Annotated in this window: 20 protein-coding genes and 1 riboswitch; of the genes, 17 read left to right on the top strand and 3 right to left on the bottom strand. The window is 38.8% G+C overall.

All coding sequences use genetic code 11. The annotated features are described in order from the left end of the window. Positions 1-9: 9 nt before the first annotated feature. The 7 genes from mutL (at position 10) to KVT27_RS02870 (ending at position 7,583) form a co-directional block, all read left to right on the top strand. Positions 10-1,872, top strand: coding sequence for a DNA mismatch repair endonuclease MutL (gene mutL / locus KVT27_RS02840; protein WP_217580632.1), 1,863 nt, complete (start codon positions 10-12; stop codon positions 1,870-1,872). Positions 1,873-1,889: 17 nt separating this feature from the next. After that, positions 1,890-3,383: a glycerol kinase GlpK gene (glpK, locus tag KVT27_RS02845; RefSeq protein WP_217580634.1), complete on the top strand. Its 1,494-nt coding sequence runs from the start codon at positions 1,890-1,892 to the stop codon at positions 3,381-3,383. 17 nt (positions 3,384-3,400) lie between these two features. Continuing rightward, the gene (locus tag KVT27_RS02850; protein WP_036124173.1) at positions 3,401-5,047 is read left to right on the top strand and encodes a glycerol-3-phosphate dehydrogenase/oxidase; all 1,647 of its coding nucleotides are present in this window, start codon (positions 3,401-3,403) and stop codon (positions 5,045-5,047) included. A gap of 3 nt (positions 5,048-5,050) precedes the next feature. Then, complete coding sequence (locus tag KVT27_RS02855) at positions 5,051-5,968, top strand: alpha/beta fold hydrolase (protein WP_036124176.1); 918 nt, start codon at positions 5,051-5,053, stop codon at positions 5,966-5,968. Next, on the top strand, positions 5,955-6,857 hold the full coding sequence (gene miaA / locus KVT27_RS02860; RefSeq protein ID WP_217580636.1) for a tRNA (adenosine(37)-N6)-dimethylallyltransferase MiaA: 903 nt from the start codon (positions 5,955-5,957) through the stop codon (positions 6,855-6,857). The genes KVT27_RS02855 and miaA overlap by 14 nt, the downstream gene beginning before the upstream one ends. Positions 6,858-6,954: 97 nt before the next feature. After that, on the top strand, positions 6,955-7,185 hold the full coding sequence (gene hfq / locus KVT27_RS02865) for an RNA chaperone Hfq (RefSeq protein WP_025114023.1): 231 nt from the start codon (positions 6,955-6,957) through the stop codon (positions 7,183-7,185). 95 nt (positions 7,186-7,280) lie between these two features. Beyond that, positions 7,281-7,583 carry a rhodanese-like domain-containing protein gene (locus KVT27_RS02870; RefSeq protein ID WP_036124183.1) on the top strand — a complete coding sequence of 101 codons (303 nt, stop codon included), beginning with the start codon at positions 7,281-7,283 and terminating at the stop codon, positions 7,581-7,583. A gap of 49 nt (positions 7,584-7,632) precedes the next feature. Here KVT27_RS02870 and KVT27_RS02875 read toward each other — a convergent pair whose 3' ends face one another. Further along, complete coding sequence (locus KVT27_RS02875; protein WP_036124186.1) at positions 7,633-8,028, bottom strand: hypothetical protein; 396 nt, start codon at positions 8,026-8,028, stop codon at positions 7,633-7,635. A gap of 270 nt (positions 8,029-8,298) precedes the next feature. On the opposite strand from KVT27_RS02875, the gene KVT27_RS02880 reads away from it, so the two are divergent. Together KVT27_RS02880 and cobT are read left to right on the top strand one after the other, a co-directional pair. Further along, positions 8,299-9,153 carry a DMT family transporter gene (locus tag KVT27_RS02880; RefSeq protein ID WP_036124189.1) on the top strand — a complete coding sequence of 285 codons (855 nt, stop codon included), beginning with the start codon at positions 8,299-8,301 and terminating at the stop codon, positions 9,151-9,153. A gap of 61 nt (positions 9,154-9,214) precedes the next feature. Beyond that, positions 9,215-9,390, top strand: a riboswitch (cobalamin riboswitch). Between the two features lie 94 nt (positions 9,391-9,484). Beyond that, positions 9,485-10,540, top strand: a complete 1,056-nt coding sequence (gene cobT, locus KVT27_RS02885; RefSeq protein ID WP_036124192.1) for a nicotinate-nucleotide--dimethylbenzimidazole phosphoribosyltransferase — start codon at positions 9,485-9,487, stop codon at positions 10,538-10,540. Positions 10,541-10,608: 68 nt separating this feature from the next. Here cobT and KVT27_RS02890 read toward each other — a convergent pair whose 3' ends face one another. Next, positions 10,609-11,214, bottom strand: coding sequence for a trimeric intracellular cation channel family protein (locus tag KVT27_RS02890; protein ID WP_036124195.1), 606 nt, complete (start codon positions 11,212-11,214; stop codon positions 10,609-10,611). Positions 11,215-11,558: 344 nt separating this feature from the next. On the opposite strand from KVT27_RS02890, the gene KVT27_RS02895 reads away from it, so the two are divergent. The 3 genes from KVT27_RS02895 to glnA all read left to right on the top strand — a co-directional run bounded on the left by KVT27_RS02895 (position 11,559) and on the right by glnA (position 14,733). Further along, complete coding sequence (locus KVT27_RS02895) at positions 11,559-12,809, top strand: methionine gamma-lyase family protein (RefSeq protein WP_036124198.1); 1,251 nt, start codon at positions 11,559-11,561, stop codon at positions 12,807-12,809. A gap of 157 nt (positions 12,810-12,966) precedes the next feature. Then, on the top strand, positions 12,967-13,344 hold the full coding sequence (locus KVT27_RS02900) for a MerR family transcriptional regulator (RefSeq protein WP_036124201.1): 378 nt from the start codon (positions 12,967-12,969) through the stop codon (positions 13,342-13,344). 54 nt (positions 13,345-13,398) lie between these two features. After that, positions 13,399-14,733: a type I glutamate--ammonia ligase gene (glnA, locus tag KVT27_RS02905; protein ID WP_036124204.1), complete on the top strand. Its 1,335-nt coding sequence runs from the start codon at positions 13,399-13,401 to the stop codon at positions 14,731-14,733. Between the two features lie 90 nt (positions 14,734-14,823). On the opposite strand, the gene KVT27_RS02910 is transcribed toward glnA, so the two are convergent. Further along, positions 14,824-15,135 carry a CotD family spore coat protein gene (locus tag KVT27_RS02910; protein ID WP_025114030.1) on the bottom strand — a complete coding sequence of 104 codons (312 nt, stop codon included), beginning with the start codon at positions 15,133-15,135 and terminating at the stop codon, positions 14,824-14,826. A 456-nt stretch (positions 15,136-15,591) separates the two neighbouring features. Between KVT27_RS02910 and KVT27_RS02915 the strand changes: the two genes are divergently transcribed. The 5 genes from KVT27_RS02915 to KVT27_RS02935 all read left to right on the top strand — a co-directional run bounded on the left by KVT27_RS02915 (position 15,592) and on the right by KVT27_RS02935 (position 20,406). Further along, entirely contained in the window at positions 15,592-16,599 is a 1,008-nt protein-coding gene (locus tag KVT27_RS02915; RefSeq protein WP_036124208.1) for an ABC transporter substrate-binding protein, read from the top strand. Positions 16,600-16,711: 112 nt separating this feature from the next. Beyond that, complete coding sequence (locus KVT27_RS02920) at positions 16,712-17,728, top strand: FecCD family ABC transporter permease (RefSeq protein ID WP_217580639.1); 1,017 nt, start codon at positions 16,712-16,714, stop codon at positions 17,726-17,728. Beyond that, the gene (locus KVT27_RS02925) at positions 17,721-18,761 is read left to right on the top strand and encodes a FecCD family ABC transporter permease (protein WP_036147524.1); all 1,041 of its coding nucleotides are present in this window, start codon (positions 17,721-17,723) and stop codon (positions 18,759-18,761) included. Before KVT27_RS02920 ends, KVT27_RS02925 begins: the two co-directional genes overlap by 8 nt. A gap of 50 nt (positions 18,762-18,811) precedes the next feature. Next, positions 18,812-19,639 (top strand): ABC transporter ATP-binding protein, encoded by an 828-nt coding sequence (locus KVT27_RS02930; RefSeq protein WP_036147775.1) that lies wholly within the window; start codon positions 18,812-18,814, stop codon positions 19,637-19,639. After that, entirely contained in the window at positions 19,636-20,406 is a 771-nt protein-coding gene (locus KVT27_RS02935) for an IucA/IucC family C-terminal-domain containing protein (RefSeq protein WP_217580641.1), read from the top strand. Before KVT27_RS02930 ends, KVT27_RS02935 begins: the two co-directional genes overlap by 4 nt. Positions 20,407-20,484: the final 78 nt, after the last annotated feature.

Raw genomic sequence — 20,484 nt, forward strand, 5'->3', positions numbered from 1 at the left:
GATTCGTTAGTGGGAAACATACAAATTATGGACGAATGGCTCTCCAATAAAATTGCAGCAGGAGAAGTAGTTGAAAGACCAGCTTCAGTTGTCAAAGAGCTAGTAGAAAATGCAATTGATGCGGGAAGTACGTCCATTGATGTTTTTTTACTAGAAGCGGGTCTCACTTCCATTCAAGTAATTGATAATGGTAGCGGTATGGATGAAGAGGATGCCATCATGTCATTCTCTCGCCATGCAACAAGTAAAATCCATCAGGAGCATGATTTATTTCGTATTCGGACATTGGGCTTCCGTGGTGAGGCATTAGCATCTATAGCTTCTGTTTCAAAAATGACTTTAATTACATCGAACGGTGAATCCGGTACACATTTAGAGCTTGAGGGTGGTCATATGTTGACGCATAAGCCCGGCCCTTTACGTAAAGGGACAGATCTGACGGTATCACAATTATTCTTTAACACTCCTGCTCGCTTAAAATATATGAAAACTATTCAAACTGAACTTGGGCACACTATAGACTTAATGAATCGTCTTGCGCTTAGTAACCCTCAAATTGCTTTTCGATTATTGCATAATGGTCAACTATTACTCCAAACAAATGGACGAGGAGATGTGCAACAAGTGCTTGCTGCCATTTATGGAGTACATAATGCTAAGAAAATGGTGTCATTCCAAGGGGAGTCACACGATTATCGCATTTCTGGCTATGTGACCCTACCAGAGGTGACGCGTGCTTCAAAAAATTATATGTCTCTATTCGTCAATGGTCGCTGGGTTAAGCATTATTTAGTACAGAAAGCTATTGTTGATGCCTACCATACGTATTTACCGATTGAACGTTTTCCTATTGTGGTTCTTTATATAGAGGGAGATCCATTTTTGACAGATGTTAATGTGCATCCTGCGAAACATCAAATTCGTTTAAGTAAGGAGCCAGAGCTTTTAAAATTAATCGAAGAAACTATCCGTGAAAGAATACGTAGCGTTATTCGCGTACCACAAATGGAGAAAAAAGAAAAAATTGTAAAACCAGCTACAGAGCAATTAAATATTTGGAAGCCTGCACCTAAGATAGATGTGGAGAAAATGAACGCAATTGTAGAGAAGTTATATGATGTGCAAACTGTTCAAGAAAACAATCGAGAAACTACAGTAGAGCCAGAGCCTGTTTCTACTATTATGGAGGATTACGCGCATCCTACTCCGCCATTACAGGCTGAAGAAATAGAAGAAGTAACTGTTGTGGAGCAACATGTGGAATTAGTAGATGAGACGGTTAAGGAACCGTTCCCTGAGCTAGAAGTAGTCGGGCAAATCCATGGCACATACATTGTCGCCCAAATGGAAGATGGTTTTTATTTAATTGATCAACATGCTGCACAAGAGCGCATTAAATATGAATTTTTCCGGGAAAAGGTCGGTCAAGTTAATCCACATGAGCGGCAGGCATTACTACTTCCACTAACATTCCACTATGCGGCCGATGAGGCACTTTTATTACGAGAACACAAACATGAATTAGAAGCAGTAGGCGTATTTTTAGAAGAATTTGGACAATCTTCTTTTGTTGTACGCGAGCACCCTAGCTGGTTCCCTAAAGGTGAGGAACAGGAAATCATTGAAGATTTAATTGAACAGGTGCTGACGACTAAAAAGGCAGATGTAAAAAAATTACGTGAAGCCGCTGCGATTATGATGAGCTGTAAAAAATCTATTAAGGCCAACTATTATTTAACGAAAGAACAAATGGAAATATTGCTGAGAGATTTACGCAAAGCTGATAATCCATTTACATGTCCACATGGACGTCCAGTGCTCATTCATTTTACATCGTATGAAGTAGAAAAAATGTTCAAACGGGTCATGTAGTGAAAAGGGGGAAAATAATGGGCGAATTTATTTTAGCAATTGATCAAGGCACAACAAGCTCAAGAGCTATCCTATTCAATAAAAAAGGTGAAATTGTTCATGTAGCACAAAAAGAGTTTCAGCAAATTTTTCCGAAGGCTGGCTGGGTAGAACATAATGCCAATGAAATTTGGGGTTCGGTCCTTTCAGTAATTGCAACCGTCTTAACAGAAAGCGGGCATGATGCTAGTGATGTCCATGCTATTGGAATAACGAATCAGCGAGAAACAACCGTAGTGTGGGATAAACATAGCGGAAAGCCTATTTACAACGCCATTGTCTGGCAGTCGCGTCAAACGCAGGAAATTGTGAATGACCTGAAAGAACAAGGGTTTGAGGAGCTTTTTCAGGAAAAAACGGGATTACGACTAGATGCTTATTTTTCAGCCACAAAAATTAAATGGATGTTAGATCATGTAGAGGGCGCCCGTGAAATGGCTGACAATGGAGATTTATTATTTGGCACGATTGATTCTTGGATTGTTTGGCGATTATCAAAGGGAAAGGCCCATGTTACCGATTATTCAAATGCGGCTCGAACGTTACTATACAATATTCATGAATTACGATGGGATGCGGAACTTTGTCAGCTATTAGATATTCCGATGTCGATGCTTCCTGAAGTGAAAAATTCATCAGAAATTTACACTGAAACGGCGGCAAGTATTTTCTTTGGCGAAAAAATTCCGATTGCAGGTATTGCCGGTGATCAGCAGGCGGCACTTTTTGGCCAAACTTGTTTTACAAAAGGAATGGCTAAAAACACTTTTGGTACTGGCTGCTTTATGTTATTGAATACAGGGCAAGAGGCAGTAAAGTCAGAAAATGGGTTATTAACGACAATTGCTTGGGGAATAGATGGTAAGGTGACCTATGCATTAGAGGGAAGTGTTTTCGTAGCAGGCTCAGCGATCCAATGGCTTCGAGACGGACTACGTATGATTCGGACTGCTGAGGATTCAGAAAACTATGCTAAAAAAGTAGCCAATACGGATGGTGTCTATGTTGTACCTGCCTTCGTTGGACTAGGTACACCTTATTGGGATACAGATGCTCGTGGTGCCATTTTTGGTTTAACGCGTGGCACGTCTAAAGAACATTTCATCCGTGCGACACTTGAATCATTAGCCTATCAAACGAAGGATGTACTCGATGCGATGGAGGAAGCAGCCGGTGCACCTATTGAAGTACTACGTGTAGATGGTGGTGCTGTAAAAAATGAGTTATTAATGCAATTCCAAAGTGATGTTTTACAGTTGCATGTAGAACTGGCAAAGCTCAATGAATCAACAGCACTAGGTGCGGCTTATTTAGCAGGACTTGCTACAAATTTTTGGCCAAATCAAGAGGTTTTATCAGCACTGTGGGTAAATGGTCAAACCTACCAGCCGAAAATGGAAAAAGACCAAGCGACAGCTCTTTATGCCGGCTGGCAAAGAGCTGTAGAGGCAACACGAATTTTTAAATCTTAGCTATTGGGGGAAAAGGTATGTTTTCATATGAGCATCGTCCAAAAATTTTATATTATTTAGAGCACTATAGTTTTGATGTTTTAGTCATCGGTGGAGGCATTACGGGAGCAGGTATTGCCCTGGATGCTGCCTCAAGGGGATTGTCCGTCGCATGTATCGACATGCAGGATTTCTCTGCTGGAACATCGAGTCGATCGACTAAACTTATCCATGGTGGACTACGATATTTAAAGCAATTTGATGTAGGAGTTGTAGCAGAGGTGGGACGTGAACGTGAAATCGTCTATGACAATGCTGTGCATGTGACAACACCAGAAAAAATGCTTTTGCCTTTATATAAAAAGGGTTCCCTTAGCCCAATGACAACATCTCTAGCCTTAAAAGTTTATGACCGTTTAGCAGGTGTCAAAAAACAGGAACGTAGAACGATGCTAAATGTGCAAGAAACCTTAGCATTAGAACCTTTACTCAATCAAGAAGGACTTGTGGGTGGAGGCTATTATGTTGAATATCGTACAGATGATGCACGTCTTACAATTGAAGTATTAAAAAAAGCTGTTGAATATGGGGCACTTTGTCTTAATTATGCGGAGATGAAGGAGTTTATCTACGATAAGAAAAAGCTTGTTGGCATTAAAGTAGAAGATCATGTAACAGGACGCATGTTGAATGTACATGCTGCACAAATTGTCAATGCTACAGGTCCTTGGGTGGATGATGTACGACAAAGGGATAAAGTAGCTGATAATAAGCAATTAAGATTGACGAAGGGTGTTCATATTGTTCTGAATCAAAAAGATTTTCCATTAAAGCAAGCAGTTTATTTCGATATTGCTGATGGACGTATGGCATTTGCAATCCCGCGGGATGGTAAAACCTATGTAGGTACAACGGATACTGTTTTTGAGGGCAATCCAGTACATCCTGTTGCAACACAGCAAGATGTGGACTATTTAGTTGAGGCGGCAAAGAAAGTTTTTCCTACCGCCAATATTACAAGAGCTACAATTGAATCATCGTGGGCAGGCGTTCGTCCATTAATTTATGAAAAAGGAAAGAATCCTTCAGAAATTTCAAGGAAAGATGAAATTTGGACGGCTCCAAGTGGTTTAATGACGATAGCAGGTGGCAAGCTAACAGGCTACCGCCAAATGGCAGAAACGATTGTAGATAAAATCGTAAAAACCCGTCGTTATAAGCATGCGAGTGCATCCATCACTCGAGAATTATCACTGTCAGGAGCAAAGGGTATTAACGCCATCAATTTTCCTGATTATATTGCCTATAAAGCTCGAGAGGGTGTTCAGTACGGTTTAAATTATGATGAAGCCAAGCAACTTGTCCAAAAATATGGCACGAATGTGGATGCTTTATTCGATCGTGTAAAATACTTACATGAGCATGGTAGTACAATGCCACTTACTTTACATGCGATGCTATTATATGGCTTAGAAGCTGAAATGGTCTATACTCCAAGTGACTTCTTTATTCGTCGTACTGGCATGCTATATTTTGACATTGAAGCAGTCAAGCTCTATAAGCAACAAGTGCTTCAAGTGATGCAACAACACTTGAATTACACGGAGGAACAACGAAATGCTTATATGGCTGAATTAGATCAAGCCATCATGGATGCCACTATTTTCGTGAAAGAAGGGGAATAAGCGATGGAGCGTTATATTCAAATGTCGGATGGACATTTTGTATTCACACGAACACTAGAATCTAAAAGCCCTTGTATTGGACATATTCATATTTTACACGGCATGGCAGAGCATAGTGGTCGTTATTTAAAATTTGCTCACACTCTTCAAAATGCCGGCTATGTAGTGACGATGCACGATCATCGTGGACATGGTGAAACAGCTGCTTATAATGGAACTTTAGGCTTTTTCGCTGAAAATAACGGCTTTGAACGTGTTGTAGAAGATGCACATGAAGTCATTACTCAATTACATGCACCAGTTGTCGACAAACCGCTCATTATTTTTGGTCATAGTATGGGCTCATTCATTACGAGACGCTATATCCAACGGTATGGGGGACAGGTAGACAATGTTGTGCTCTGTGGAACTGGCAATGTTACAGCCTTACATGCAATTGGTAATATTGTATCCAGGGCTTTAGCAAAAGGTCTTGGTAAAGAGACAGAAAGCAGGCTCCTCAATCAATTAAGTTTTGGTAGTTTTAATAAGCAGTTTCCAAATCCGAAGACTGCCTATGATTGGCTATGCTCCGTACAAGGAGAAGTTCAAAAGTATATAGATGATCCATATTGTGGCTTTATTCCAACCAATCAATTTTTTGTAGATTTGACTACAGGCTTTTCAATATTGAATCGCAAAAAAGAGATTGCCAAAGTAAGAAAGGATCTTCCAATACTTTTGATAAGTGGCAGTCAAGACCCTGTCGGTGAACAGGGACTAGGCGTGTACGCAGTGGCAGAACAATTAGCAACTGCTGGTGTGGCGGATGTCACTGTTTATTTATTTGAAGATAAGAGACATGAAATTTTAAATGAAGACAATCAAGAAGCGGTCTTTCAAGTATTATTACGGTGGTTAAAAAAATATGATAGAAAATAAATTACAGCAGGCAGAGGTTGTAGCAATAGTGGGACCAACTGCTTCTGGAAAAACAGCATTAAGTATTGAACTTGCCAAAAAGTATAATGGAGAGATCATTAACGGTGATTCCATGCAAGTTTATAAAGGGTTAGATATAGGTACGGCGAAAATTACGGAAGAAGAGATGGAGGGAGTCCCTCATCATTTACTAAGTTTTCTGGAGCCGACAGAATCATTCTCAGTGGCCGATTATCAAAAGCTAGTAAGAGCGAAAATTGCTGACATACAAGCTCGTCATAAATTACCGATTATAGTAGGTGGCTCGGGCTTATATGTACAAGCTGTTCTGTTTGATTTTCAATTTACTGATGAAAAAGTGGATGAGGCAGCACGTCAAGCCTATTATGATGAATTAGCGAAGCTTGGTCCTGAGGCCATGCACGATAAATTAAAACAACTAGACCCTCAAACTGCAGAGGCCATTCATCCAAATAATACACGTCGTGTCATTCGCGCATTAGAGATGCTAGAATTAAACGGTGTGTCGAAGGCAGCTGAAGCTCAAAATCGAGGTGAAGTGCCTCTCTATAATCACTTGATCTTAGGGCTAGGTCAAAATATGTCACGAGACGTGCTTTATGACCGTATTAACCACCGTGTCGATTTGATGATGGAGAATGGTCTTTTAGAAGAGGTCAGAGGGCTATGGCAACAAAATATCCGAGGTGTGCAGTCTATACAAGCCATTGGTTATAAGGAATTATATGATTATTTAGATGGTAAATGTTCGCTAGAAGGCGCTCTTGACAGCTTAAAACAAAACTCTCGCCGCTATGCAAAAAGGCAACTTACTTATTTCCGCAATAAAATGGATGTCCATTTTGTGATGACAGATGAGCAATTATAAAATTAAAGAAAAATTTCTAAAAATTACTAATTGATAAATTGGTAGAACGTGCTACTATAGGAATGAAGAGGTAGAAAGTTAGTAGGGAGGCTATTTGATGAAATCAATCAACTTGCAAGATACGTTCTTGAACCAACTACGTAAAAACAGTGTTTTTGTAACTGTATTTCTATTAAACGGATTTCAGTTAAAAGGGACTGTGAAATCATATGATAATTTTACAGTTTTATTATTGGATGCTGAAAATAAGCAGCACCTGATTTACAAGCACGCCATTTCTACATTCGTTCCAGCTAAACAAATAGAATTTTTAGAGACAGAAGCATAAAAAGATTGTTAAACAGTTAGTGTTCTCCACACTGGCTGTTTTTTTTGCTACAGGCTATAATGATAGAGGAAATAGATATTTGGAGGACGAGTTTGATGAAATCAATGGAAACAACACAATTATTAGAACTATTAGATGCAAATGAAGACCTATATATTATTGATGTACGTGAAGAGGATGAAGTTGCACATGGCATGATTCCTGGTGCTCAGCATATTGCTCTTGGGACAATCCCAGAACGTCTTGAGGAATTAGATGAAACTAAGCCATATATTATCGTTTGTAAGGCTGGTGGCCGTTCAGCTAATGCTTGTTTTTATTTAGAGGCACAAGGATTTGATGTGACAAACCTTGAAGGCGGCATGTTAGCTTACGATGGTGAATTAGAATTTAAATAATGACATAATGAAAAAAGAAAGAGTGTATACTCTTTCTTTTTTCATATGCTTATTTTTGGAGTGAGTCCATGACGAGGCTAAAGTTTTTTTCAAAGTTCATGTACGGGTTCACATTTTTTTGGCCGCGAACCTTTGAAGCATAGCTGGCAAAATTTAAACCAGCACCGTATATTTGTAAAGCGCCATTCGCAAGATCTCCCTTTTGTAAAAGCTCAATGCCATCCTTTAAGAAATTTTCACTCTCATCGAAATGACATTCCGCCATGTATTTATCTCCACTATAAAATAATTTCAAATTTTCCATAATGACATACGCTGTTTCTTCACTGATGGAAGCATCAACATTCATTAATAACTGATTAATCGGTTTCACTAACTGAGCGTAATGACTATCATAATTTTCACAAGTCTCCGCAATCGCGTTTCTTAATTCTCTTGCATTCATTCTAACTCCTCCTAAAAAGAAAATTTTATCCTTACCTATGAAGTAATTAGCGTTTCCTTTTCCCTTTATCTATAAATCGTACTCTGTAATTTTCAGAAATATGTTACAATTATATCGATGAAGGAGGGATTTTGTATGTTTCGTTCAATAGCACCCCCAACAATGTCTTTACAGTAGAATCTACTGTTAAGGCATACAATAACAGTTTGCTCATTTTCAATAGATTCTACTGTGTAGGTTAATACTTATACGTAGAAAGTAGGAATTGTAATGAGCGGAAAATTAGCGTTTGTATTATCCATGATTATTTTTGGTGCAGTTGGTGTTTTTGCCAAGTATATCCCTTTGTCTTCAAGTGAAATCGCTTTTTGGATGAGTTTAATTGGTGCTTGTTTTTTGATAGTGATTTTTATTTTTAAAAAGAAAAGTTTAACGAAAAGAAGTATTCTCAAAAATAAGTGGAAATTAATTCTTTCTAGTGTTGCCTTATGTGGGAATTGGATTTTCTTATTTCAGGCTTATAAAGAAACAACAATTGCTAATGCTGCACTCAGTTATTATTTTGCACCAATACTAGTTATCTGTTTATCTCCAATAATCTTAAAAGAGAAGCTAGTTGGCAGAAAAATACTGTATGTCTGTGTGGCTATTATCGGACTATTTTTGATTGTCCAAAGTCAAGGCACTGGAGACAGTAAACATTTTATTGGTATTGTCTACGGTCTTATCGCTGCATGCTTTTATACAGCTCTAACATTTACAAATAAATGTATATGTGGCTTAAAAGAACCGGAAAATACAATTATTCAACTATCTTTAGCAGCTTTTTTCCTTTGTTTTTATATACTTGGAACAACAGGGTTTCAGGTTATGACACTCAATTTTAAGTCAGTCCTATTATTAATGACATTAGGTATTGTCCATGCAGGGGTTGGATTTTTATTGTTCTTTTGGGGCATGTCAAAGCTGAAAGGGCAAAGTATAGCCATTCTTAGCTATATAGATCCACTGACATCATTAGTCATTTCAACGATGATTATTGGAGAAAAAATGACGCTTCTACAAATAATAGGAGCGGTACTATTATTAGGGTCAACATTGCTAAGCGAGCTAGAAAAAGAATAGGCATACAAAGTATCACATTCAAATATTGACAGAAGAAATATGCTGTCGTAGATTAAAAGTAGTTTAATACAAGCATTAGGTGCCCATTAAGGGAGAATAGGGAATAAAGTGAAAAGCTTTAGCGGACCCGCCACTGTAAAAGGGAGTTTAATAGTGAAGACCACTAGCTCATTGCTGGGAAGGTACTATGAAATGTTGAACTTAAGCCAGGAGACCTGCCTATTTGCTTGAAGAGGATATAGATGATGGAAAAGTCTGTAGTTTATTTGTCATGACAATAAACTACAGGCTTTTTATTTTGTCTTCATGAAGAACGAGAGGAGAAATGACAATGCAATTATTACATGACACAATTCAAAACATTCAAGGCGCTAATAAAAATAGTAGGGAGCAAGCAAGGAAGCGAATAGATATTCTTTGTAAGCCGCCAGGTAGCCTAGGTAAATTAGAGTCCATTGCTGTGCAGCTTTCTGGGATTACAGGACAATTATATCCTGTGATTGATCAAAAGGTGATGATTGTCTGTGCAGCAGATCATGGAGTTTGTAAGGAAGGTGTGACGACGAACCCACAAGATGTTACTTTATTTCAAACATTAAATTTCCCAAAAGGAGGTACAGGTGTTTGCGCGATTGCAAGTGTGACGAATACGAAGGTTGTAACGGTCGATGTTGGAGTAAAGGATGATCTTCCACTCAATTCGGGCGTAATCGTTCAAAAAGTAAAATATGGTACAGATAACATGGCACAAGGCCCTGCTATGTCTAGAGAGGAGGCCATTCAATCTATTGAAGCGGGGATTCGTGTGGCAACAGATGAAATCATAAAAGGAGCCAATCTACTTGGTACAGGTGAGATGGGCATCGGTAATACAACGCCGAGTACTGCGATTTTAGCTGTTTTGACTGGCTATGACCCAATTGAAATAACAGGATTTGGAGCAGGTGTTGGTCAAGGAGGAATTGCTCATAAAGCAGCGGTCATTCAAAAAGCAATTACGCTCAACAAACCCAATCCTAATGATATCATTGATGTTCTAGCTAAAGTTGGAGGGCTAGAGATTGGGGCTATGGCTGGTATCATCCTTGCAGCCGCAAGTCATCGAAAACCTGTTGTGATTGATGGATTTATTTCAACTATTGCTGCGCTTATTGCTTATCAAATTGAACCAAAAGTAAAGGATTTTATTATACCTTCTCATGCATCGGAGGAGCCAGGGGCTAAAATTGCCGCTGAATTACTAGGAGTGGAGCCCATGCTGCACATGAATATGCGGCTAGGAGAAGGTTCCGGTGCAGCCCTAGCCTTTCCCCTATTAGATGCTGCTTGCTCGATGATGAAAAATATGGTGACGCTGGAAGAAGCAATGAATCTTTTGACTAAATAGTTACTGAAAAAAAAAATAAGCGCAAATAGTTAAGGAACCATTTGTGCTTATTTAATCAATGATAGACTCTATGCCCGATTCAACCTTCGCAAAGGTAAACGCCATTTCATCATATAGGAAAGAATACGTAAGGCTGTTATTACCGCAAATAAAATATAAAGGAAGATATCTCCTGTAAAAACTTCAAACCCAATAACAAGTCCTGCGAGAGCAGCCCAAACACCATAGACTTCGTCACGAAGAACAAGTGGTTTTCGTCGAGCTAATAAGTCACGCACGATACCACCACCTGAACCAGTTAAGACCGCAGCTACAATGACAGCGCTGATCGGCATATCCAGCTTTACGGCGTAGAGTGCGCCTTGAATAGCAAATGCTGATAAGCCAATTGCATCTGTGAAATTGCCCCAACGATGCCAGTGTTGAATCAAATGATGAGGAAAAATAAAAAATATGGTAATGGCAGCAAGTGCAATTTGAAACATCATATCCTGTCCCCATAATGTCGTGACAGGTAGCCCGATAAGTAAATTTCGAATAGCCCCTCCACCAAAAGCAGTGACGATACCGAGTATATAAACACCGAATAAATCGTATTCCTCTTCCATTGCAATAATTGCCCCAGAAATAGCAAAGGCAATTGTACCAATAATACTAAAAACATCCCAAGCCATCCCTTTCACCCCTTCTATAAATAAATGAATCTCATTCCTAAAGCATAAAGATCCTGTAAGTAACAAAATCTATGAATTTAATAGCCAAAATTCATCATTAAATACTCTTCTTGAAATAAGTCCGCACATTAGCTTAGCGTAAATTTCGCTGAGAAACAATAGGCAAGTTTTACAGGGACCTATACAAATTGATAAGATGGTAATGAAATAAAGAAAAACATCTGTCATAAGCGTTCATTACAAGTAGACGATTAGGGAATTCTAGGATAATTGAGGTCCATTTAAATATGGAATCAAGTTTACGGAATATATGCATGACAATTGTGAAATGGAGAAGAAAAAGAATGACGTTTACATCTAATTTATCAGCATCGACGCTATCTTTAGCGGCAACAATAGAAGAGAGAGTGAGACCTTTTCATGCTAAGGTGGAAGAGATGGCGTTTTATAACCAGCAAAAAGTGCTAGCGGCATTTCGAAAACATCAAGTTAGTGATTATCATTTACATCCATCCAATGGCTATGGCTATGACGATGAGGGACGCGATAATTTAGAGCGTGTCTATGCTGAGGTGTTTGGTGCAGAGGCTGCCATTGTTCGACCGCAAATTATTTCAGGGACACATGCAATTACGCTTAGTCTATTCGGTGTGCTACGTCCTGGTGATGAGCTGCTTTATATTTCTGGTCAGCCATATGATACGTTACAATCCATTGTCGATGGTGGTGACAAAGATACAGGGTCCCTAAAAGATTATCAAATCGGTTATTCACATGTTGATTTACTGGATAATCAAACCATCGATTGGTCAGGTGTGAAAGGGGCCATAACAGCGAAGACAAAAATGATTGCCATTCAACGATCAAAAGGCTATGCAACACGTCCATCCTTTTCTATCGCAGAAATTGCTGATATGTGTGCAAACATTCGTGAGTTAGCACCGGAGGCCATTATTTTTGTTGATAATTGCTATGGTGAATTTGTAGAAAAGCAAGAGCCTATAGAGATTGGTGCTGATTTAATGGCAGGCTCCCTCATTAAAAATCCTGGTGGAGGATTAGCGAAAATTGGAGGCTATATTGCAGGCAGAGCAGATTTAGTGGAGAAATGTGCGTACCGGATGACATCACCAGGAATTGGGGCAGAAGCAGGAGCGACATTAAATACATTAGGTGATTTTTATCAAGGATTTTTCCTAGCTCCACATGTTGTATCACAAGCATTAAAGGGTGCCATTTTTACGGCAGCTATGCTGGAGGAAATCGGGATGAATACATCTCCAAGTTATCAGGCACATCGGACAGATTTAATACAATCGGTTTCTTTCCAAACCGCACAGCAAATGATCGCCTTTTGTCGGGAAATACAAGCCAACTCGCCAATTAATGCTCATTACGCACCAGAACCAGCCTATATGCCTGGTTATGAAGATGATGTCATTATGGCAGCGGGAACATTTATTCAAGGCTCCAGCATAGAGCTTACAGCAGATGGTCCGATACGTCCGCCTTTTACAGCCTTTATACAGGGTGGACTAACATATGAGCATGTAAAATTTGCAATTTGTAGTGCGGTACAAGCTATTCAAAAATAGAGAGAAGGAAATGGACAAACCGTAAATTTGAATAGTTTTTTACAATTTTCTCTCGGATTGAAAAAAATAATGCCAACCATGTTAGGAAACCTCACATGGTTGGTTGACAGTGAAAAAATTTCGTTATATGATAAGCGGGTATTGGAGGAGGACTTAAATGAGTCGTGAAATTAGACGAACTATGCCGTTATTATCAATGAGTATTGTAATGCAATTAACTGAGCTCTCGGCACGACAAATTCGTTATTATGAAGAACACCATTTAATTGAGCCGCACCGAACAGAAGGCAACCGTCGAATGTTTTCATTAAATGACGTCGACATATTGCTTGAAATTAAAGACTACTTAGAACAGGGTATGAATATGGCGAAGATTAAAAAAATATTTGCTAAAAGGAAAGATCCTGTTGCTACAATTGAAGAACAAGATTTAAGTGATTCTGAATTACGTCAAATTATGCGCGAAGAAATGCGTCAAGCACAGCGCATGCAAAAATCATCCATCCGACGAGGGGATTTATCTCGATTCTATTAAAAATAGGGTAGGGTAAACATAAAAGCTAGACAAATTATAGGAGTGTGGAAAACTGTGGGTAAATACACAAAAGAGGACATTAAACGTCTCATCGAAGAAAAGAACGTAAGCTTTATTCGTTTACAATTTACAGATATTCTTGGCACAATCAAAAACGTTGAGATTCCTGTAAGCCAATTAGACAAAGCACTGGAAAATAAAATGATGTTTGATGGCTCATCTATTGAAGGCTTCGTTCGAATCGAAGAATCAGATATGTATTTATATCCTGATCTTGATACTTTCGTAGTATTCCCTTGGACTTCTGAAAAAGGGAAAGTAGCACGTCTTATCTGTGATGTATACACTGCGAAAGGCGAACCGTTTGCTGGTGACCCACGTAACAACCTAAAACGTATTCTTAAAAAAATGGAAGATATGGGCTTCTCAAGCTTTAATTTAGGGCCAGAGCCAGAATTCTTCTTATTCAAATTAGATGCAAAAGGCGAACCAACATTAGAAGTAAATGACCATGGTGGTTACTTCGACTTAGCTCCAACAGATCTAGGTGAAAACTGCCGTCGTGATATCGTATTAGAGCTAGAAGAAATGGGCTTTGAAATCGAAGCTTCTCACCATGAGGTTGCTCCTGGACAACATGAAATTGACTTTAAATATGCGGACGCTGTTACAGCTTGTGATAACATCCAAACATTTAAATTAGTAGTGAAAACAATTGCTCGTAAACACGGTTTACACGCTACATTTATGCCAAAGCCATTATTTGGTGAAGCAGGTTCTGGTATGCACTTTAACGTGTCACTATTTAAAGGTAAAGAAAATGCATTTTATGATGAATCTACAGAATTAGGACTATCCAATACAGCTATGCAATTTATGGCTGGTGTCCTTGCACACGTACAAGGTTTCACAGCTGTTACAAATCCAACAGTTAACTCTTATAAACGTCTAGTTCCAGGTTATGAAGCACCATGTTATGTAGCATGGTCAGCGCAAAACCGTTCACCACTAATTCGTATTCCATCAGCACGTGGCCTTTCAACTCGTGTAGAAGTACGTTCAGTGGACCCTTCTGCAAACCCATATTTAGCAATGGCTGTTATTTTAGAGGCAGGTCTAGAAGGTATTCGTCAAAACTTGACGCCACCAGCAGCTATTAACCGCAACATCTACGTGATGTCAGAAGAAGAGCGCCAAGCAAATGGCATTGAAAATCTACCAGCGGCACTTGATGATGCTTTAACATTATTGGCTAAAGATCAAGTAGCACAAGCTGCTTTAGGTGAGCATATTTACGCCAACTTTAAAGAAGCAAAAGAAATCGAGTTCGATATGTATCGTACAACTGTACATCAATGGGAACGCGATCAATATTTAAAAATGTATTAATAATGCATGAAACCGAGTACCTCTGAGAGAGGCTACTCGGCTTTTTTTGTTTGAAATATGGAGGGGCATTACTCGCCCCCTCCATAACTATTAATAGCCCATATGTTTATGGGGATGATGCGGCATATGACAAGGGTTAGGTGGCATACCGCACATTGTATGTGTTTCACAGCATTCATTAACAACTGATTCTGTGCATGGGAAATAGTATTGATGATCAATCATATGTTTATTCACTGTTGTGACATGTGCTGGTTGTACATGTGGAACAACTGTATGGATATAATTTGTACGGACATATTGCTCTGGTGGTAAAAATTGTGGTGGATCAAATTGCATTGGCATCGTTTGTGGCGGACAGCAATGTGGACCTTTTGCCGGATGGCGTCTTCGTTGAAACATGTTATAACCTCCTGTTTTGATAAGTTGTCGTTCATTATTAAGATATGAGATAGACGTCAATAGGGACTATTTATTTGCCTATTATTGAATAGGTAAATCTAACAAGTCGCTGAAATGGTAGAAAATCTAATGTTGATTTGCCTACAAATTAGGTGAAAGAATGAACTACCAAAAGCTTTTTCACATTTTACCGCTGTCATCATAATGTTGAATCGACCTAATGTTTAAATAATATTCCCCTACATCTTGGAATAATTGTGTCGAAATTTTTACAAGTAAACAACAAACCTAATGCTTCTAAACTATAGATAATCGAGCTGTAAGCTAAATGAGCATAAAAAATTAATAAAAAAGTATATTTTTTGAAAAAATAGATATTGTCAATAAAACAGTCATACAGTATACTCTTTAATTGATAATGATTATCGTTATTGATTAAAACTTAGGAGGAAATGTATGTCGAAATTATCACTACGCAATAAAAATATTTTTATTCTTTTTGCTTTATTATCAATAGTATCTCTCATAATGGTTGGATGTGGAGATAAAGCAACAAACACTAGTAGTAGTTCACAAGAAACGGATAAAGCTGAAGAAGGTAATACCGAGTCTTCAAGCCGTGAAATTACCCACGCTATGGGCACTACGACAATTGAAGGAACACCTACAAAAATTGTTACTCTATACCAAGGGGCTACTGATGTAGCAGTAGCAATGGGCATTAAGCCAGTAGGGGCAGTAGAATCTTGGGCTGAAGCACCTTTTTATAATTATTTGAAGAAAGATTTAGATGGTGTTGCGGTTGTTGGACAAGAAACACAACCAAATCTTGAAGAAATTGCAAAGCTTAAACCAGATCTAATCATTGCATCGAAAGTTCGTCATGAGGAAATTTATGATCAGCTATCACAAATAGCACCAACTGTTGCTCATGAAACGGTATTTGATTTCAAAGGTACAGCTGAAATGATGGGTCAAGCAATGAATCAAGAAGAAAAGGTAAAAGAGTTATTTGGAGAATGGGATACGCGAGTTGCAGATTTCCAAACAAAAATTAAAGAGAAGCTTGGCGATAAATGGCCATTCCATGTTTCGGTTGTCAATTTCAGAGCAGACCATGCACGTATTTATGTAACTGGATATGCAGGTTCTATATTGTCGGAGCTTGGCTTCCAAGGTCCTAAAAATTTAACTGATGACTCATTGGAGATCGTCAAGCTAACGGATAAAGAAAGTATTACGCAAATGAATGCCGATGTTATTTATATGTTCATGGAAAATGATGAGGCAGTGAAAAAGAATTATGAAGAATGGACAAATCATCCGCTATGGAAAGAGCTTGATGCTGTGAAAGCAAATCAAGTTTATCAAGTAGATGAAATCAATTGGAATCTAGCTGGTGGATATATTAGTGCTAATTTAATGCTAGATGATATTTATGACAAATTTGAATTAGATAAATAGAGAAAGTGATTAGGGCTGTTTAAATGACAGCCCTCTCCTTGTAGTGTTTAACCTATAAAAACCTGCAACTTTTCTCATAAGTTAAAATGTGGATCAAGAAAGTTGGCGCAAAATGAGAATTTTTCTTTCTACTACCTCGATGAAACAAATAGGGTTGTTCATCAGTTGTTTGATCCTTTTGCTGACGTTTATGTTCAGCATAACTATTGGTCAAACATCCATTCCCTTCTCGTCAATCTATGATGCCATTTTTCATTATGATGCTGCTAATAAGGAGCATGTCATTATTCGAACATCTAGATTTACAAGAGCTGTGATCGCAACAGTAGTTGGCGCAAGCCTAGCTATCTCGGGAGCATTAATGCGGGCATTAACTAGAAACCCTTTAGCAGCTCCTGATATTTTAGGTATTAATGCAGGGGCAATATTTTTTATTGTCAGTGCCATTACTCTTTTTTCTGTTAATTCCTTAATGAGTTATATGTGGATTGCCTTTTTAGGTGCTGGTGCAGCGGGAGCTATGGTGTTTTTCCTTGGATCATTAGGGAGAGATGGTTTAACACCGATTAAAATAGTGTTAGCTGGTGCAGCGATTACAGCTCTATTTGTCTCGTTTACGCAGGGGCTTTTAGTGATTGATGAGCAAAGTTTACAAAGTGTACTCTTTTGGTTAGCGGGGTCAGTATCCGGTCGAAGCATTGACATGCTCATACCTGTCCTACCATTTATTTTAGGGGGCACAGTCGTGGCAATAGGTATGGGCCGTTCAATAAATATTTTACAATCAGGTGATGATATTGCAAAAGGCTTAGGCCAACGAACGATGCTGACGAAACTCACACTCGGTATCATCATTATTATTCTTGCAGGTAGCTCAGTTGCTGTAGCAGGTTCAATTGGCTTTATTGGTTTAATTGTCCCTCATATTGCGATTCATCTTGTTGGTATGGATTATCGTTGGATTATACCGTACAGTGCGGTATTAGGAGCTATCTTGCTGCTGCTTGCAGATATAGCAGCAAGATACGTAATTATGCCATTAGAAATGCCAATTGGTGTAATGACTGCATTAATTGGTGCTCCTTTCTTTATTTATATTGCACGAAAGGGGTTAGCAAAAAATGTCTAATTATACGACGATTCGAACGAAATCCGATCGCATATCTTTTCAAATCGCCAAAAGAACTTGTTGGATTATACTACTTTTAAGCTTATTATTAGTCAGCATTACGATTATTGGCTTATCTGCAGGTAGCGATTTTATTCATCCTTTCATAGTAGTGAAGGAGTTATTAGGCTACGGGAACGGAGAGTATGACTTTGTCTTACATACATTAAGGCTCCCACGTATATTGATGGCTTTATTAGTTGGTGCTGCGCTAGGTGTTGCTGGTTTAATTTTACAAGGAATCATACGCAATCCGCTAGCTGCTCCAGATATTATTGGTGTAACGAGTGGAGCGTCCATGGGTGCGATTATTTTTATCGTGTACTTTATGGGATCAGTCGGCATTCAATTTTTACCGTTAGCGGCTATTTCAGGTGCGGCCATTATCTCCTTTATCATTTACTTGCTGTCATGGAGAAAAGGTGTCACACCTATTCGCATGGTGCTTATAGGAATTGGGATTTCCGCATTAGCAAAGGCAGTTGTAACCATGTTGCTAGTCCTCAGCGAGGTAGCTGCAACTACGAAGGCCTATCTATGGCTAACTGGAAGCTTGTATGGGGCGAATATGACAGATGTCTATTTGCTTTTACCATGGGTGGCTCTTTTATTACCTTTAACATTTGTTTTAGCGAGAACAGTCAATGTGAAGGAATTAGGAGATGACATTGCGACAGGGCTGGGCGTAAAAGTTCAAGTGTACCGTTTGCTTTTTTTACTCATTAGTGTCATGCTAGCTGGTTCTGCGGTTGCTTTTGCAGGTGGAATTGCCTTTGTTGGATTAGTAGCCCCTCATATGAGTAGACTGCTTGTAGGGCGTTCTTTTGCAGGATTAATACCCGTTACTGCTATAATTGGTGGCATTATTGTCATTGTAGCTGACATTGTTGCACGAACAGCCTTTTTACCAAAGGATTTACCAACAGGTGTCTTTACGGCTGCTATTGGAGCACCATTTTTTATTTATTTACTATTTAGAACGCGCAATCAATAGTGCCTAATGATAAATGAGTTAAAAGCGTGAGAGAAGAAGGTGAAGGGATTATGAAAAGCGTCTTAGAAGTACAAAATCTAGATGTTAGCTATGGTGAAAATCTTATTTTGGAAGATTTGAATCTTCAAATACCAAAAGGGAAAATTACGGTACTAGTAGGTGCCAATGGTTGTGGAAAATCTACGCTCCTAAGAACGTTTGCCCGACTGCAAAAACCAAAGTCGGGTGAAATTTTTTTAGAAGAGCATCCACTAGATGGGATTTCAACTAAAGAGGTGGCAAAACGTTTAGCCATTCTCCCACAGGGACCTGTTGCGCCAGAAGGATTAACTGTTCAACAATTGATTAAACAAGGTCGTTATCCTCATCAAAGCTGGTTAAAGCAATGGTCTACAGAGGATGAAAATATTGTGAACAATGCTCTTGAGGTGACACAGATGACCGAATTTGCAGATCGCCCAGTAGATGCATTATCCGGAGGTCAGCGTCAGCGTGTGTGGATTGCTATGACATTAGCTCAAAAAACAGATCTTATTTTACTTGATGAACCTACAACTTATTTAGATATGGCTCATCAAGTAGAAATTTTAGATTTACTATTTGATTTAAATGAAAATGAAGGCCGTACAGTTGTTATGGTATTGCACGATTTAAACTTAGCCTGTCGTTACGCTCATCATATTGTAGCTGTGCGAAATAAACAGGTGTACGCACAAGGTAAGCCAGAGGAAGTGGTGACACCTGAGATGGTACAAGCTGTCTTTCGGATGGACTGTACCATAATGAGAGACCCACTATTTGGAACGCCATTATGTGTTCCGCATGGTAAGGGACGAACGGTTCAGATGGAAGCATTTGAGGAGGTAGCGGCCACTTGAGCAACAAACTGTCAGCTGAAGAAAAACCAATATTATTAAGCGATTATCGATTGACGTTTGAGCCAGCAATAGATGCTACTTACTCCATAAGTGCCGAAAATTTATTGGACGCTGAACAGGCTCTAGTCTATTTACAAACAATCGCTCCTTTTTTTCAATCGCCATCTTTATTAGTGACGGCATCGTTATTTGGAAAGCGCTATAGTGTTTTGACGATGGCTTCAGCATTTTATGCCATGTCGAGATATGATAAAGGACTACAAGTTGCTATCGAAAATATTTGGGTAGAAGCAGAAGGTCATGCGAAACCATGGCTGCCTAACGTTCGGTTTATTGATCATACGGTGTCAGTACCAACAACAGATCGTAACGCATGGCGTGACGAGGTGCTTAAAGGGATTTTTGCGGATAATCTAGCAAAAGTGTGGCAGTCATTAACGAAGATAAGTAAAATCCCAAAAACAATTTTATGGGAAAATACCGCTATTTATGTCAATTGGCTATACGAAACGAAAATAAGAGAAGGGGCCAATGAGCAAGAAATCATTCGCCTACAAGAGGACTATGACTACATTGTAAATCAGGCACCAGGTGCTCTCTTTGGCGAGAAGAAGAATCCGTTGACGAATTATTGTGGACCGAAAGTGACGATAAAGGAATCCGAGCACCCGATACGCTTAAGAAAAACATGTTGTTTTTATTATCATACATCTGACGAAATAAATGACTATTGTATCTCCTGTCCTAAAATCAAAAGACTCGTTTAACCTCATAAAGTATATCATTCCCCAAAGTGAATAAATGTCATGTTTATTCACTTTTTTTCCTGAAAAATTTCTGTTTGT

Source organism: Lysinibacillus sp. GbtcB16 (genome assembly GCF_019091145.1).
Taxonomy (GTDB): domain Bacteria; phylum Bacillota; class Bacilli; order Bacillales_A; family Planococcaceae; genus Lysinibacillus; species Lysinibacillus fusiformis.

Excerpts from the sequence above, each read along its gene's own strand:
- KVT27_RS02870 (WP_036124183.1), top strand. The coding sequence starts at position 7,281 with ATGAAATCAATGGAAACAACACAATTATTAGAACTATTAGATGCAAAT.
- cobT (WP_036124192.1), top strand. The coding sequence starts at position 9,485 with ATGCAATTATTACATGACACAATTCAAAACATTCAAGGCGCTAATAAA.
- KVT27_RS02915 (WP_036124208.1), top strand. The coding sequence starts at position 15,592 with ATGTCGAAATTATCACTACGCAATAAAAATATTTTTATTCTTTTTGCT.
- hfq (WP_025114023.1), top strand. The coding sequence starts at position 6,955 with ATGAAATCAATCAACTTGCAAGATACGTTCTTGAACCAACTACGTAAA.
- KVT27_RS02895 (WP_036124198.1), top strand. The coding sequence starts at position 11,559 with ATGACGTTTACATCTAATTTATCAGCATCGACGCTATCTTTAGCGGCA.
- KVT27_RS02855 (WP_036124176.1), top strand. The coding sequence starts at position 5,051 with ATGGAGCGTTATATTCAAATGTCGGATGGACATTTTGTATTCACACGA.
- KVT27_RS02880 (WP_036124189.1), top strand. The coding sequence starts at position 8,299 with ATGAGCGGAAAATTAGCGTTTGTATTATCCATGATTATTTTTGGTGCA.
- glpK (WP_217580634.1), top strand. The coding sequence starts at position 1,890 with ATGGGCGAATTTATTTTAGCAATTGATCAAGGCACAACAAGCTCAAGA.
- KVT27_RS02900 (WP_036124201.1), top strand. The coding sequence starts at position 12,967 with ATGAGTCGTGAAATTAGACGAACTATGCCGTTATTATCAATGAGTATT.
- KVT27_RS02910 (WP_025114030.1), bottom strand. The coding sequence starts at position 15,135 with ATGTTTCAACGAAGACGCCATCCGGCAAAAGGTCCACATTGCTGTCCG.
- KVT27_RS02930 (WP_036147775.1), top strand. The coding sequence starts at position 18,812 with ATGAAAAGCGTCTTAGAAGTACAAAATCTAGATGTTAGCTATGGTGAA.
- miaA (WP_217580636.1), top strand. The coding sequence starts at position 5,955 with ATGATAGAAAATAAATTACAGCAGGCAGAGGTTGTAGCAATAGTGGGA.
- KVT27_RS02920 (WP_217580639.1), top strand. The coding sequence starts at position 16,712 with ATGAGAATTTTTCTTTCTACTACCTCGATGAAACAAATAGGGTTGTTC.
- KVT27_RS02875 (WP_036124186.1), bottom strand. The coding sequence starts at position 8,028 with ATGAATGCAAGAGAATTAAGAAACGCGATTGCGGAGACTTGTGAAAAT.
- KVT27_RS02850 (WP_036124173.1), top strand. The coding sequence starts at position 3,401 with ATGTTTTCATATGAGCATCGTCCAAAAATTTTATATTATTTAGAGCAC.
- KVT27_RS02925 (WP_036147524.1), top strand. The coding sequence starts at position 17,721 with ATGTCTAATTATACGACGATTCGAACGAAATCCGATCGCATATCTTTT.
- KVT27_RS02890 (WP_036124195.1), bottom strand. The coding sequence starts at position 11,214 with ATGGCTTGGGATGTTTTTAGTATTATTGGTACAATTGCCTTTGCTATT.